The 13,616-nt window shown below is 40.8% G+C and carries 11 protein-coding genes; 7 read left to right on the plus strand and 4 right to left on the minus strand.

The annotated features are described in order from the left end of the window. Positions 1-77 precede the first annotated feature (77 nt). The 4 genes from GL182_RS04900 to GL182_RS04915 all read left to right on the plus strand — a co-directional run bounded on the left by GL182_RS04900 (position 78) and on the right by GL182_RS04915 (position 7,352). Positions 78-1,202 carry a TIGR03364 family FAD-dependent oxidoreductase gene (locus tag GL182_RS04900; protein WP_163378422.1) on the plus strand — a complete coding sequence of 375 codons (1,125 nt, stop codon included), beginning with the start codon at positions 78-80 and terminating at the stop codon, positions 1,200-1,202. 329 nt (positions 1,203-1,531) lie between these two features. Continuing rightward, on the plus strand, positions 1,532-4,618 hold the full coding sequence (locus GL182_RS04905; protein ID WP_163378423.1) for a SusC/RagA family TonB-linked outer membrane protein: 3,087 nt from the start codon (positions 1,532-1,534) through the stop codon (positions 4,616-4,618). A gap of 45 nt (positions 4,619-4,663) precedes the next feature. After that, positions 4,664-6,412 carry a RagB/SusD family nutrient uptake outer membrane protein gene (locus GL182_RS04910; protein WP_163378424.1) on the plus strand — a complete coding sequence of 583 codons (1,749 nt, stop codon included), beginning with the start codon at positions 4,664-4,666 and terminating at the stop codon, positions 6,410-6,412. Between the two features lie 265 nt (positions 6,413-6,677). After that, positions 6,678-7,352, plus strand: coding sequence for a phosphatase PAP2 family protein (locus tag GL182_RS04915; protein ID WP_163378425.1), 675 nt, complete (start codon positions 6,678-6,680; stop codon positions 7,350-7,352). On the opposite strand, the gene GL182_RS04920 is transcribed toward GL182_RS04915, so the two are convergent. The 3 genes from GL182_RS04920 to GL182_RS04930 all read right to left on the minus strand — a co-directional run bounded on the left by GL182_RS04920 (position 7,353) and on the right by GL182_RS04930 (position 10,117). Next, entirely contained in the window at positions 7,353-8,906 is a 1,554-nt protein-coding gene (locus GL182_RS04920) for an ArnT family glycosyltransferase (RefSeq protein ID WP_163378426.1), read from the minus strand. 417 nt (positions 8,907-9,323) lie between these two features. Next, positions 9,324-9,725 (minus strand): hypothetical protein, encoded by a 402-nt coding sequence (locus GL182_RS04925; protein WP_163378427.1) that lies wholly within the window; start codon positions 9,723-9,725, stop codon positions 9,324-9,326. Further along, positions 9,722-10,117, minus strand: coding sequence for a hypothetical protein (locus GL182_RS04930; protein WP_163378428.1), 396 nt, complete (start codon positions 10,115-10,117; stop codon positions 9,722-9,724). Before GL182_RS04930 ends, GL182_RS04925 begins: the two co-directional genes overlap by 4 nt. A gap of 471 nt (positions 10,118-10,588) precedes the next feature. Here GL182_RS04930 and GL182_RS04935 point away from each other — a divergent pair, with 471 nt between their 5' ends. After that, positions 10,589-10,981: a 3D domain-containing protein gene (locus GL182_RS04935; RefSeq protein WP_163378429.1), complete on the plus strand. Its 393-nt coding sequence runs from the start codon at positions 10,589-10,591 to the stop codon at positions 10,979-10,981. A gap of 56 nt (positions 10,982-11,037) precedes the next feature. Here the strand turns inward: GL182_RS04935 and GL182_RS04940 are convergent, their stop codons facing one another. Then, on the minus strand, positions 11,038-11,190 hold the full coding sequence (locus tag GL182_RS04940) for a hypothetical protein (RefSeq protein ID WP_163378430.1): 153 nt from the start codon (positions 11,188-11,190) through the stop codon (positions 11,038-11,040). Between the two features lie 58 nt (positions 11,191-11,248). Between GL182_RS04940 and GL182_RS04945 the strand changes: the two genes are divergently transcribed. Further along, positions 11,249-11,623, plus strand: a complete 375-nt coding sequence (locus tag GL182_RS04945; protein ID WP_240469589.1) for a beta-lactamase family protein — start codon at positions 11,249-11,251, stop codon at positions 11,621-11,623. Between the two features lie 377 nt (positions 11,624-12,000). Beyond that, positions 12,001-13,614 carry an AAA family ATPase gene (locus GL182_RS04950; RefSeq protein WP_163378431.1) on the plus strand — a complete coding sequence of 538 codons (1,614 nt, stop codon included), beginning with the start codon at positions 12,001-12,003 and terminating at the stop codon, positions 13,612-13,614. Positions 13,615-13,616: the final 2 nt, after the last annotated feature.

The following is a 13,616-nucleotide window of genomic DNA, read 5'->3' on the forward strand; positions in this document are numbered from 1 at the left end:
AGCTGAAAGAAAACTGTCAGGTTTTGGTTTTGACCAGTTAAATGAGATTTGATCTGTTTTAAATAAAAAATCAACCCATGAATCAACAACATGCGATAGTAATCGGTGCAGGAATCGTAGGATTGTCATTAACCCGGGCCCTTCACAACAAAGGATGGAAAGTCACCGTCATCGAGCGCCATCCTCAAGCTCAGGGAGCCTCTGTTAGGAATTTTGGAATGATATGGCCGATCGGACAAAGCCAGGGTTCAAGCTTCAAAAGGGCCTTACGTTCCAGGCAAATTTGGTTAGAAATGTCGGAAAAAGCGGGTTTCTGGGCTGAAAAAACGGGATCCTTACATTTGGCTTATTCAGACCTGGAGCTCCAGGTGGTTAAGGAATATGTGGAAGCATTGCAAAATCAAAAATCGGCCCATCATCTCACCGTACAAGAAACGATTTCGAAAAGCCCTGCTACCGTAATAAATGGCCTTAAAGGTGCACTTTGGTCAGAAGATGAAGTGATAGTCGATCCCCGTGAAGCGATCGTGAAAACTGCCCAACACCTGGAGCGCCTTGAAGGCGTCAGCTTTGTTTGGAGCAGATTGATCTCCCGTATTAAAGGAAATACGGTTTATAGCGGACAAAGATCTTGGTCAGCGGATAAGATATTTGTCTGTAGCGGTGCAGATTTTGAAACTTTGTACCCTGATCTTTTTGAGTCTTTTCCTATCACGAAGTGCAAGGTACAGATGATGCGGCTGGTGCAGCAACCTCTCAATTGGCGCATTGGTCCTCCCCTTTGTGCCGGTTTAAGTTTTATACATTACAAAGGCTTTGAGGTAGCGCCTTCATTGCAAAAGCTCAAAGATGTTTATATGGAACAGCACAAAGAATTATTGGAACTGGGCATCCATGTAATGGTAGCTCAAAATGGAATGGGCGAACTGACAGTAGGAGACAGCCATGATTATGGATTAAACTTATCCCCATTTGATGCCATGCACACCAACAAGCTAATTCTAAATGTCTTGAAATCTTTTGCACAGTTTAAAGATTGGAATATGGGGAGCACCTGGCACGGCATCTATCCAAAAATGACCAATGGCGCTACGGAATTTATATTCCAGGTTGATAACATGGTAACGATCGTAAACGGATTAGGGGGCGCCGGTATGACCCTTTCTTTTGGCCTTGGAGAAGAGGTAGTGGAAAATATTTAATTACGATGAAAATAGGCAATCAATCAGCTGGGAAACGGTATGCCGGCATTACCATCCTTTCCTGGATATTTTCCCGGTTTCGGTAATTTTGAGATTTTTATATATTGAAAACCCCGAAGATTGATTTTAGGCTTTCGCTTAGTCTAATGGTATTTTCATGTATGCTTTTAAACAAAAAAATTCATTTACTTAATAATAGAAACTTTTGGTGATTTTTTGGTAATACAACGCTAACCTCTTATTAACTACACTTTATTCCATATACACTACTTTTATATATCATTAAAAGCAAAAGTATTAAAAAATTTAGCCAACTAATTTCGAATATTATGAATTTAAAATTACCATTATTTAAAACAATTTATGCTGCTGCATATTTGATTCTTTGTGCTGGATTTATTGTTAATCCCTCCTTTGCGTTTTCTGGCAATGCTGAAAAAGAGGTTTATTTGATCAAAAAAAATTCTTTTTCTAAGCTGGTGTCCATCCCCAAATCCATTTCTGGTACAGTTACAGACGAAACAGGAGAAGCTTTGCCCGGTGCATCCGTTCTTGTAAAAGGAACCAACAATGGAACGGTAACGGACCTTGATGGAAAATTTGTCCTGGATGTAGAGGAAAATGCTATTCTTCAAATTTCCTATTTGGGATATACGCCGCAAGAAGTGGAAGTGGAGGGGAGATCCACGATAACAGTCCAATTAGAGCCGGCTGATTCGCAGTTGAGTGAATTTGTGGTGGTAGGATACGGCACCCAAAAAAGATCAGACGTTACCGGTGCCATCGCTTCTGTCGATACTGAAAGTTTTAACAAGGGAATGGTAAACAATCCAGGTGAACTGATGCAGGGAAAATTGGCCGGTGTTTCCATTGCCGCAAACAGTGGCGAACCGGGAGCTGCTCAGGATGTTATCATCAGAGGCATCGGTAGTTTGCGTTCGGGAACGCAGCCGCTATATGTGGTTGATGGTTTTTTATTGGATAATTCCTCTACAGGTATTCCTAACAATCCACTGAATTTTCTAAATCCCAACGATATTGAAAGCATCGATGTACTGAAGGATGCCAGTGCTACTGCTGTATACGGATCCAGGGCGTCCAATGGGGTAGTGGTAATTACCACCAAAAAAGGTGCCGGTAAACCAAAAATAAATCTTTCGTTGTCATCTGCTGTATCCTCCATGGCCAATAAAATAGGGGTTTTCAATGCCGATGATTTCCGCAGGGAAGTTGTGGACGCTGGTGGAAACTTGGAAGACTTTGGTGCGGACACGGATTGGCAGGATGAACTGACCCAGACGGGAATATCCAATAATCTCAATCTCTCCATGAGCGGGGCCAGTAATGAAAATTTTTCCTATTTCACCTCCGTAGGCATCCAGGATCAGGAAGGAATTTTAAAGAATAGCAGACTAAAACGCTATTCAGGAAAATTGAATATGAACCAGAAGGCCTTTGATGGCAGGCTAAATATAGATTATAACCTGACGGCCTCCCGTACCGAAAACTTAAGACCTGCTATTACTTCAACCATAAGTGATATGCTTAGTTTGAACCCGACGGTGCCTCCTTATACCGATGGTGAGCCTACTTTATTAAATACAAACGCTTTAAATCCATTGGCCAGATATGAATTATACAGTGACAATGCCATAAATAACCGTATTTTGGCAAACATTTCACCATCAATAGAATTATTTGATGGCCTGACTTATAAAATAAACCTGGGGGTGGATTATTCGGCTACGAATAGGTACCAGCAATACAAACCCTCTCCCTCTGTAATCAATGAGTCCAATGTATCTGATGGGTCGCTGAATGCTGGTATTCATTCCAATACCAATCAACTGGTTGAGAATACACTTACATACATCTGGAACCAGGATGTACACAGCCTTGTCTTATTGGGTGGACATTCTTACCAGGAATTTATGGATGAAGCCAGGATAACTACTGCTAATGGCTTTGCCAATAATAATATTGAACCCCGGTTCCAGGATCATACCAGTACAAATGAATATCCTACCTCAGTAAATTCATCTGCCATCAAAAACGAGCTGCAATCTTTCTTCGGCAGATTGAACTATACCTATGCAGATAAATACCTGGTTACAGGGACCTTCCGGGCTGATGGATCTTCCAAATTCGGAGCCAATAACAAGTATGGTTATTTTCCTTCTTTTGCCTTGGGATGGAACATCAGCAATGAGGATTTTATGAGCAATTCAGTCTTTAATAACTTAAAGCTGCGTGCAAGCTGGGGTCAAACCGGAAACCAGGAGATCCCCTCCAAAATCACCAAAGCCAGCTATTCCGAAGACAGGTTATCTACCGGCGCTGGTAGTCTCAATACCTATCCGATAGATACCGACGCTACTTCATTGGATGGTTATCCATACGGAATTGTTTTTACACGATTGGCAAACCCGGATCTGCAATGGGAGGTATCATCCCAGATAGATGTAGGAATTGATTTTGCATTTTTTAATTCGCAATTGACTGGTACCCTGGATTATTTCAATAAGCAGTCTTCCAATATTTTGTTGGAAGTGGTTCCTTCCGATCCCGTTCAGCCCACCCCAACCTATTGGAGCAATATCCCGGGAATGAAAATCATTAACAATGGGGTCGAATTGGCATTGGATTTCAGAAGTGATGCCACGCGCGACTTCTCTTATAATATAGGCGGCAACATGACCTTTATCCAAAACAGGGTGGAGGATTCACCCTATTCGGTCCTGGTAACAGGGGCGGCTCAAGGTTCAGGTCAAACGGGAGCGACCATTAACGGTTATATCAACGATAATCCATTGGGTGCATTTTACATGTATCAGTTTGATGGGGTTGGCGCTGATGATGGGCAAAGCATATACAGAGATACCAATGGAGATGGCGAAATATTGGATAATGACCGACTTGTAGTGGGTAGTGCGATTCCCAAGTTTATCTACGGGTTTTACTCCAATTTTAAATATAGGGCATTTGACCTGAGTTTAAACTTTAATGGGGTGGCAGGAAACAAGGTCTACAACCATACCACCATGACCCTTTTTAATAAGGCGCTATTGGCTCAGTCGAATAATACCACGGATTTTGCGGTCCAGTATCCTGAAGAGTCTTTGACCAATGCCAATATCGTATCTACCCGTTATCTGGAAAATGGTTCTTTTTTAAGGTTGAATAATGCTACGCTGGCCTATAGCCTGAATGCGAATAGCATGGGTCTGGGAGAAACCTTCGGAAATATCAGTTTGTCTTTAACCGGTCAAAACCTGTTCGTCATTACAGAATATTCAGGATTTGATCCGGAAGTCAATACGGGATCGACATCAAATGGCATTCAGACCTTTGGCATAGACCGATTTACCTATCCAAGGGCAAGAACAATTCTGTTAGGATTAAATTTAACATTCTAATAATAAATCCAGGAATTTTTCCATCAAGTTGAAAACTAAAACAAAATGAAAAATATAAGATTTAATAAAAAATTACCGGTAATTGTGTTTTTTCTCACATTTTTCGGTTGTACTACTTTAGAAGAAGAAGTACTTGATGAGTCGCTGACCGGCACGGGGCAGGCAGAAATTGTAAGCGGATCTCTGGCACCGGTTTATGGCTTTCTGAGGTATCAGGTTTGGTTACATACTTCAAACTTTGGCTTACAGGAAGTAGCTTCTGATGAAGGAATTCTCCCTTACCGTGGGGGAAGAGACTGGTATGATGGAGGCAAGTTCATCGCGGTTCATCAACACCTGATGACTCCCAGTAACGGACTGGTGGGGGATACCTGGACCAATATTACCTTATGTTTATCCAGGGCAGTAATCGCCGCCGAAAGGCTAAGCCTGGAGGCTGAAAATGGTAATTCGGAAGCCCAGGATGCCTATTATGAAATGGTAGCCATGAAGGCATACCTGAATATGCTCGCTCTTGATAACTGGGGGCTTGTTTTCAGGAAGGAAAATTCAAGCGAAATATCTGAAATTTTAAGGGGGCAAGAGGCAATTGATCATATTGAAAGTGAGCTGCTTTCTGTGGTGGATGTCCTTAACAATGACAAAGGTCCCGGTAGGTTAACCGCAGATGCCGTTAAGGCTTTGTTGGCTCGATTATATTTGAATGCTGCCGTTTATCGGGATCCCTACGGAACACCTGATTTTAGAAAAGAGGATATGGATAAAGTGATACAATATACCGACGCGATTATTTCCGGTCCTTATGCCTTGTCTGCAGAATATTTTGATTTGTTCAGCGATGGAAACCATACCAATCCCGAACTCATATTTGCAATGGACCAAAGGGGTACCTTACAAACCGATCACCAAAGATGGGCCTATTGGCCTATATCCGGCGACCTGATTCCAAGACCGGAATTTCCAAATACACGTGGAACAGACGCCGTAGCTGCTACATCTGATTTTTATCAGACCTGGGTAGATGCCTATGGCAATGTAGATCCTGCCGATGCCGATGCCCGTTTTTTTAAAGAAAATACAGTAATACCCAAGGAACTTAGAGACCTTACCGGGGTAAGCCCGCAGAATGACTCGGATCACTATTATTGCGTGCCTGCCGAGGACTTTGAGATCGACAGGGGAATACTCCGTGGAATCATATGGGGTCCCAGGAAAGACGAAGGAGGTAATATTCTCACCTGCGATGATGGTTCGGTACGGATATATCCCGTTATCAATAATAGAACAAGTGGTGCCAACCTGACCTATGTAGACCATACGCTCAGGGTAGATTTTTCTGATGAGGGAAGTTTACACAATACAGGTTACCGATTTTCTAAATACCAGTTCAGCCATACGGCTCCTAATTGTTGTTCCAATAGCAGTGTAGACCTGGTTTTGATTCGCCTGGGAGAGATTTACCTGATGCGGGCTGAAGCCAGGTTGAGAAATGGTGACAATGCAGGGGCTTTGGCAGATGTAAACACCTTAAGGACCTCCAGAACTGCCCGTCCTGAGCAAGTCCCGGAGCCGTTGACCGCCATCGATTTGGATGTGTTGTTCCGTGAAAGCGGCTTTGAATTGTATTGGGAAGGCTTTAGGAGAAACTACCAGATTCGATTTGGTAAATATGAGGGTGCCTGGACGGGTAAGTCCGACAGCGATGTCAACAAAAGATTGTTTCCTATTCCTCAAAGAGCCGTGGATGGCGCTTCCAACGAAGAAGGATTTTTAGTGCAAAACCAAGGTTATTAACCATTCAAAAGTACGGCAGGTATATTTTTTCTTGCCGTACTTTTTTTACCTGTTTATATCGCAATACTTTAATCAGGGAGGTCCTACCATTGATAAACCGGGCATGGAGAAAGCAACTCAGGCACAGAAAATGATCAACTGGTAGCCGATCTTTTGAATGGCGTTTGGCCCTTGCAATCTGTATGCTGAAAAGGAAAAAATAATAAAATACCCGTAACAATGATTTAACCAGAGCCCTTTATTTTATGCTTAGCTTTCTGATGTTATGAAAAAGAATAAAACCAAAGGCGAAGCATATATTAAGGCGTACTGTCTTTTTTTAATTCTCGTTTGTGCTTTTCTTCCATTTTACGAAAAAGGGTCATTTGAAGTATCTATCAACAGGGCACATACGCCATTTTTGGATCAATTTTTTGTTTGGATTACGCAAATGGGAGATGGGGTAATCTTGATTTTTCCTATACTGATATTGCTGTTTGTTAAATTCAGCTATGCCATTTTTCTGGCGCTGTCGACCATTATTCATATACTATTTGTTCACCTGGGAAAGAGGGTGTTTTTTCCGGGAATGCCACGACCCATTGAATTTCTTGCAGGTATAGAGCTTCATATGGTGCCGGGTGTATCTACCCATCATTGGAATACCTTCCCTTCGGGGCACACGGCTTCCATCTTTATGTTGACTTGCGCATTGTCATTTCTGAGCCCTAAGCAAAAATGGTTGCAGATCGTTTTTCTACTCCTTGCCATCCTTACCGGGTTCAGTAGGATATATCTGATGCAGCACTTTCTAACAGATGTATTGGCAGGTGCTGTTTTAGGGGTGATAGCTGCCTACTCTGGCAGGTGGATAACCTTAAAATTCTTTTCAAAGAAAAAATTCAGGAAAAGTCTTCTATCGAATCGGAAAAGGAAGATTGCCAAACCAGTCATGGAATAATCAATCCACCATAAGAATGATGGTTACTGTATTTTCAAAGAGATCTTCCCCTTCATACACCTGGGTTGTTTTTACTCCAAGGTTCTGAAATTCAGGTAGACTTTTCTTGTTGGTTAAGATCAAATCTCCCTTTCTCAACTGATGCATGTGATGTGCTACATCAGGGACTCTCTTATTCAAATTGAAAATAAAGGCAGGATTAAAGGTCTGAAAGTGAAAAACCCTTTCAGTTTTATTCCAGACTTCCCTGGAATTCCGGACCGGATTTTTTAGATCTATGGCCGGCAGCGCCTGCGTGAAAAGCACAATGGAGAAGGTGACGAAACCAAAACTGGCCGTTATCCATCCATATTCCCACCTTGTCGAAATAGTAATCACCAATGCCGTTAAACCTATCAATGCCGGGACAATAAACCAACCAGAGATCGCGTCTATTTCTTTTATGGTCAAAAGATCAAGGGCTAAAAATAAGCCAACAGGAATAAGTATAATGATAAGCGAGGATATATAGGAGGGGAATTTTAATCCCCGGGGATCCATCTCAGCAAGGTGCCAACCTGCGATAATTCCTAGAAATGGATATACAGGAGCGGTATAGTTTGGTAATTTGGTTCCAGAAAGCATAAAAAATAGCACGGTGACTGCGGTAAAAATGGAAGCCAACGAAACAATCACAGGGGGGGTTCTTTTTATCCATACCTTTTTAAAGGCTGAAAATAAAACCAGGGAAGCTGGTAAAAACCCTAACCAAACAAAAAGAAAAGTCAAATAAAAACCTCCTCCATGGCCCTCCATGGGTTTGGAAAACCGGTGTAGGTTATGATGGAAAATAAATTCTCTTAACCAGATTCCGTCCGTTTTCCATGCAATGAGAACGTACCAGGGTAAAGTAACCACCAGGAACAATAGCCAGGCCTTCAGGTCCAATATCGCCTTTAAATGTATTTTGAGTGGTTTTTTATCCATCATCATGAAAAGCAGGATGGTGATCCCTACCAGGACAATGGCCACCGGCCCCTTACTCAAGGTGGCTAACCCTAAGAAGAGGGCAGATGCCCTCAAACAATTTTTTGACAATAGTTTGGAGGAAATAAATTTTTCATAATAAAGGATGGTCAGAAAGACGAATAGAATCAAAAATGCATCGGGTACCGCTAAGTGGAATTGTAAAATCCAGTGAATAGAGGAAAGCAGCGCCAATCCGGCAAAAAATCCTGCCTTTTTACCAAAGGATTTTGCAGAAAAAAAATAGACAATTACAAAACATATCCAGCCTAAAAGGGCCGGGAAAAATCTTGCCCCAAATGGCCCTACCCCAAAAAGCTTGTATCCCAGCATGAAAAAGTAGTAATGGAGTGGAGGTTTATCGAAGCGGGGCAATCCATTGAAGGTGGGTAAAATCCATTCCTGCTGCCGTTGCATTTCCATGGCGGCAGCAGCATTTTTAGCCTCGTCCAATATATAAATACTGAAACCTCCAATTCCGATCACATGGACAATAAGACCAAATAATATAAAGGCAAACGGAAACCAGGGTAGGTCATATAGTTTCATGTGTTTATAATTTGTCTTTAAGCGGTCAGATGGAATCTCGCAATGATAATCATCCCTCTGTGTGTCGCCTCCGACATGCTCGATTTCATGTGTTTATAATAGTCTTTACTGGCCATAACTTGCCCCGGTCAGATCGGGCTGGAATCTTCACATGATTTCCCCGACAGCTACCGGGGCATCCCAGGGTGTGTCGGGTATTTCATGTTCGGTTTCATCATGGCAAATAAAAACAGTAATTTTGATATGTTTTCAAATTCCCTGTTACCCTTATGTTAGTTCATGTCCTTGGAGCAAAGAAGTCTGTATAATACCCATTTTTACCCAAAAGGATGAACCCTTCTAAGGGTCGTTGATTGGTCGTTGAAATTTAGATTACCAGGTGCTGAAAAAACCGGATGGAGTCCTGAGACCAAATGCCTACTTGTACTGGGGCCATGCCCGGTTGGCCAGCATGCCGCCAGATACCAGTAACAACAGCTGAAGAAACAAACCTGGTGCTGTTTCCAGGCTTCTGCCAATGACAAAGAGCAGCAGCACCATGGAAAAGAAAGCGAACATTCCGGTTATTTCTTCTTTCTTGTCACTGGCTTTTCTGTTAAAGAAAATCTTGGCTATCAGCCCTCCAAATAGGAAGGTAAACCAGATCAGCCGGTGCCGGAGGTCTTTGACCACATAGCTGAAGGTAGGAAAGTCCTTGCCTTCCAAAGTGACCAGCACAATATCAATCACTACCATCAATCCCAGCATGCTCGCCACAATGATCTTGATCGTTCGTATTTCAGACAAATGCCTTTTTAAAAACCTTTTGAATTTGCTCATGGCGTTACCGTATAATTCATGGACCAGAAAAAATGTCCGTACAGGAAACCTGCGATTAACAGCGTTGTCAAAAAGGCCTTGGATTTCTTAAAGGGTACCTGGAACGCAATCAGTACCATCAATAGGGTGAGGCCAAACAGGATCAAAACCGGAAACATGCCATTGGACATTTTGAAGGCCGCATTGGAGGTTCCCAAAAACAGGTGCCCGCCTATGGCTCCCAGGGCAAAGGGGATAAAGAAGGATTTGCCCCTGGACCATTCCAGCAAGAGTTTATTCGAGGTATCCTGATCAATTTCATTGAGCATTAGCAGGATTTCAAGTACAAAATAGGTAATGGTAATACCTATCATGATATTGACTACCGATATGTATGGGGCACCTTCGATCATCAGCCTGTCGATTTCAATATTAAATGTAGGGGTTTCTTGGATAAAATGATATTCGTCGCTAATTTATTTTTTACGAAATAAGATATGGAATTGGATTGCTTTCTCGGATGATTAGGTGTTATATTCATTGTTTTAGGGGTTTTCTGATCCTTTTCCGGTAACTTTAATTCAAGATAAATCCCTAAAAAACCACCTAACGATACCAGAATTATTTTCTCCTAAAAGTTTCAATCATCGAATAGTCACAAATCCTTCATTCTGCGACCTTTGACTTTCCAGGAAAGAAACATTTGTGCGTTAATTTTTGTTAATAACGGCGTACAAGGCGTCTGCCAATTTACAATATGATATATGGTTTGAGCATTGACGGGCCTTAAACCAGCTGATGTTGATGATAAAAAGGGTCTTGTTTGAAAGTCATTCTGGCCCTTTGTGCAATTTCAGGGCCATATACATACTCCGACTTATATCATGGATACTAATAAAAAATACCTGCACCTAACCTTCTCCATAGTTTTTCTTCTACTGGCATCCTGTGTAGAGACCAAAACCATGGAAGTCACCGCAACTGCTTACAATTCAGTGGAGAGGCAGACCAAAAAAGGAGATGCGGTGACCGCCGCCTGGGGAGACAAGTTGAAACCCGGAATGAAAGCCATCGCCGTATCCAGGGACCTGCTGCAGGAAGAAGGCATTGAGCACGGTTCAGACCTTCGGATAGAAGGATTGCCCGGAAAATACAAAGTGCTGGACAAGATGAACAGGCGCTGGAAAAAGAAGATTGACATTTACATGGGTGAAAATGTGGCAGAAGCAAGAGAATGGGGCAAGAAGAAGGTCGAGATCAGCTGGGAAGTTGATTGAACAGGCAAAGTTTTCACAATGGGTATTTCCTGATATTTATTCCAGCTCAATCTTTTTTATTTACAGGTGAAAAATGCCGGAGAAAGAAATACAAATTGGTCCTTAGAGATGGTATATTCAGCGGCACCATCTTCCAGTTCACCAAAGGGTGCCGGTACCTTATCTGTCAGATGGAACAATTGAGCCTCGAATACGCTTTCACAATCCAAACCCTAGGATGCTTTGCCCAAATGAATCGCCCAATCCCGGTCATTTTTTCCAAGCACCTTGCTAGTCTCCGGAAATACAACGGCGTTTTTTCCCTTATATTCCCCTTTTCAGGGAAGTTCAGTCAAATCAAAATATTGGCAGGAAGTAAACATTAGAACTGACACTAAACCTAATGCCAGTACTATTTTTGAAAAAAAGCATTTTCATTCGTATGGCCTGGGCTGGTTTCTTTCGGATAGAAACGGGTTTGTTATAGTCGAACATACCGGAGGTTTGCCCGGAATGCTTTCAAACACGATTTTAATTCCTGAATTAAATGTGGGAATTCTGGTTCTCACCAACACCGACCCGGGGGGCTTTAGTTTTTATTCAATGGCCAACTTTTATATGGTGTTTTTAAAGGCATCTATCCCAATTAAGCTCATATCCTAAACCAACCGTTGGTGAAATGGTATTTTTCCGGTATATTGGAATGGCGTTTTTAGTGATTGGCGTTTTTTTCAAAGGAATGAAAGGAGGATTCCGGAAGAAAATGCGATGAGGGCTGGTATTGGGCTGTTTTTATCGGGTAGTGTACAAAGGGGAACAGCACTATCCATATATACAGTAGGTAATAGGAAGCAAAAGGGATCGGAAGGAGTAGGCCTTATGTATGGTATGATGGAGTTAATATATACCTGACAGGTTAGTTTGGAATAAGGGCGATAAACTGGTTTTTATGCAATCCTATTTTTAAAATAAGGTGGGTAAAATAGTAACAATAAACAGGTTGGGTGTAATTAAAAAACGACCGTAATCAAATTAACTAAATGACTGAAAATAAATATAAGTTCAACATACCTACATCAAATAATGGAACTTTAAAAATTCCATTGACCGAAGGAAGTACAGTTTTTGTTTTAGGAGCAAATGGAGTCGGAAAATCAACATTAATGCATAATTTGTTTAGTCAAAATCAGAATCACGCTAAACGCATACTTGCTCATAGACAAACTTGGTTCACAGATAATGCAATGAATATGACGGCTTCTCAAAAGAAGTCAACTGAAAATAGCATAAGAACAAGCGATACTCGTACATACTCAAGATGGAAAGATGATTATTCAGGGGCAAGAACTTCTTTGTCAATTTTTGATTTGATAAATTCACATAATATTAGAGCAAGAAATATTGCTGATGCTTTTGATGACGATAATATAGAACTTGCGAAAGAGCATTCGAGAAATCAAGCACCTATTGACGCAATAAATGAATTATTAGCAATATCAAATATTCCAATAAAAATTACTCTTGGTAAAGACGAACAACTATTTGCCTCAAAAAATGGTAGTGAACCATATAGCATCGCAGAGTTATCTGATGGCGAGAGAAACGCACTTTTAATTGGATCAGATGTTTTGACTACTGAACCTAATTCATTAATTATTCTTGATGAACCAGAAAGGCATTTACACAGGTCAATTATTTCTCCATTATTAACCTCATTGTTTAGAAAAAGAGAAGATTGCGTTTTTGTTATTTCTACTCACGACATTCATTTACCAATTGATTGTCAAGAATCTAGCACACTTTTAATTCGTAGTTGTCAATGGAAAGGAAAAAATATTAAAGATTGGGATGCTGATTTGATAACAGCTGACTTGTCTATTCCCATTTCTATTAAAACAGATATTCTTGGGTCCAAAAGAGAATTACTATTTGTAGAAGGCCAATCAACAAGTTTAGATAGACAAATCTACCAACTCATTTACCCAAATGTTTCTGTTATACCACAAGGAAATTGTAGAGAAGTAGAAAAAGCAGTTAACGGAATAAAAAAAACAGAAAACATTCATTGGATTGATGCTTATGGCTTAATAGATACAGATGATAGAACACCAGAACAAATTCAAGCATTATTAGAAAAAGGAGTTGCTGCTATTCCTTTTTACTCGGTAGAAGCATTATATTATCATTTATATATTATTGAAAAAGTTGCCCAAAAAATCTCTGAATTAACAGGTCAAAATTCCACAACATTATATAAAAACGCTACAGAAAATATAATTTCAGATATCTCACAGCATAAGGAGAGGCTTTGTTCTAAACTCTGCGAAAAAAAGCTTCGTAATGACATAATGTTATCTACGCCAAAACATAAAGATATTCAAGAAAGAGGGCAGTTCAATGTAACATTTGATTTAAACCAAATCCTACAAGATGAAGAAAACTATTTCGACAGCCTTGTTACAAATAGTAATCAGTTAGAATTAATTACTCGCTATCCGATTAGAGAAACCCAAGTTTTAAATAGGATAATATCAGGCTTGGGACTGAATAAACAACAGTATGAAAATACAGTTAGAAAATTAATTCTTGACTCAACCGAAATAAAAGCTTTTTATAGAACGCTATTACAACCTTTGACAGAACTTATCGAATAAAA

The organism is Cyclobacterium sp. SYSU L10401, from assembly GCF_010993705.1.
Taxonomy (GTDB): domain Bacteria; phylum Bacteroidota; class Bacteroidia; order Cytophagales; family Cyclobacteriaceae; genus Cyclobacterium.

Coding starts and splice junctions, on each gene's coding strand:
- GL182_RS04900 (WP_163378422.1), top strand. CDS start 78: ATGAATCAACAACATGCGATAGTAATCGGTGCAGGAATCGTAGGATTG.
- GL182_RS04905 (WP_163378423.1), top strand. CDS start 1,532: ATGAATTTAAAATTACCATTATTTAAAACAATTTATGCTGCTGCATAT.
- GL182_RS04910 (WP_163378424.1), top strand. CDS start 4,664: ATGAAAAATATAAGATTTAATAAAAAATTACCGGTAATTGTGTTTTTT.
- GL182_RS04915 (WP_163378425.1), top strand. CDS start 6,678: ATGAAAAAGAATAAAACCAAAGGCGAAGCATATATTAAGGCGTACTGT.
- GL182_RS04920 (WP_163378426.1), bottom strand. CDS start 8,906: ATGAAACTATATGACCTACCCTGGTTTCCGTTTGCCTTTATATTATTT.
- GL182_RS04925 (WP_163378427.1), bottom strand. CDS start 9,725: ATGAGCAAATTCAAAAGGTTTTTAAAAAGGCATTTGTCTGAAATACGA.
- GL182_RS04930 (WP_163378428.1), bottom strand. CDS start 10,117: ATGATCGAAGGTGCCCCATACATATCGGTAGTCAATATCATGATAGGT.
- GL182_RS04935 (WP_163378429.1), top strand. CDS start 10,589: ATGGATACTAATAAAAAATACCTGCACCTAACCTTCTCCATAGTTTTT.
- GL182_RS04950 (WP_163378431.1), top strand. CDS start 12,001: ATGACTGAAAATAAATATAAGTTCAACATACCTACATCAAATAATGGA.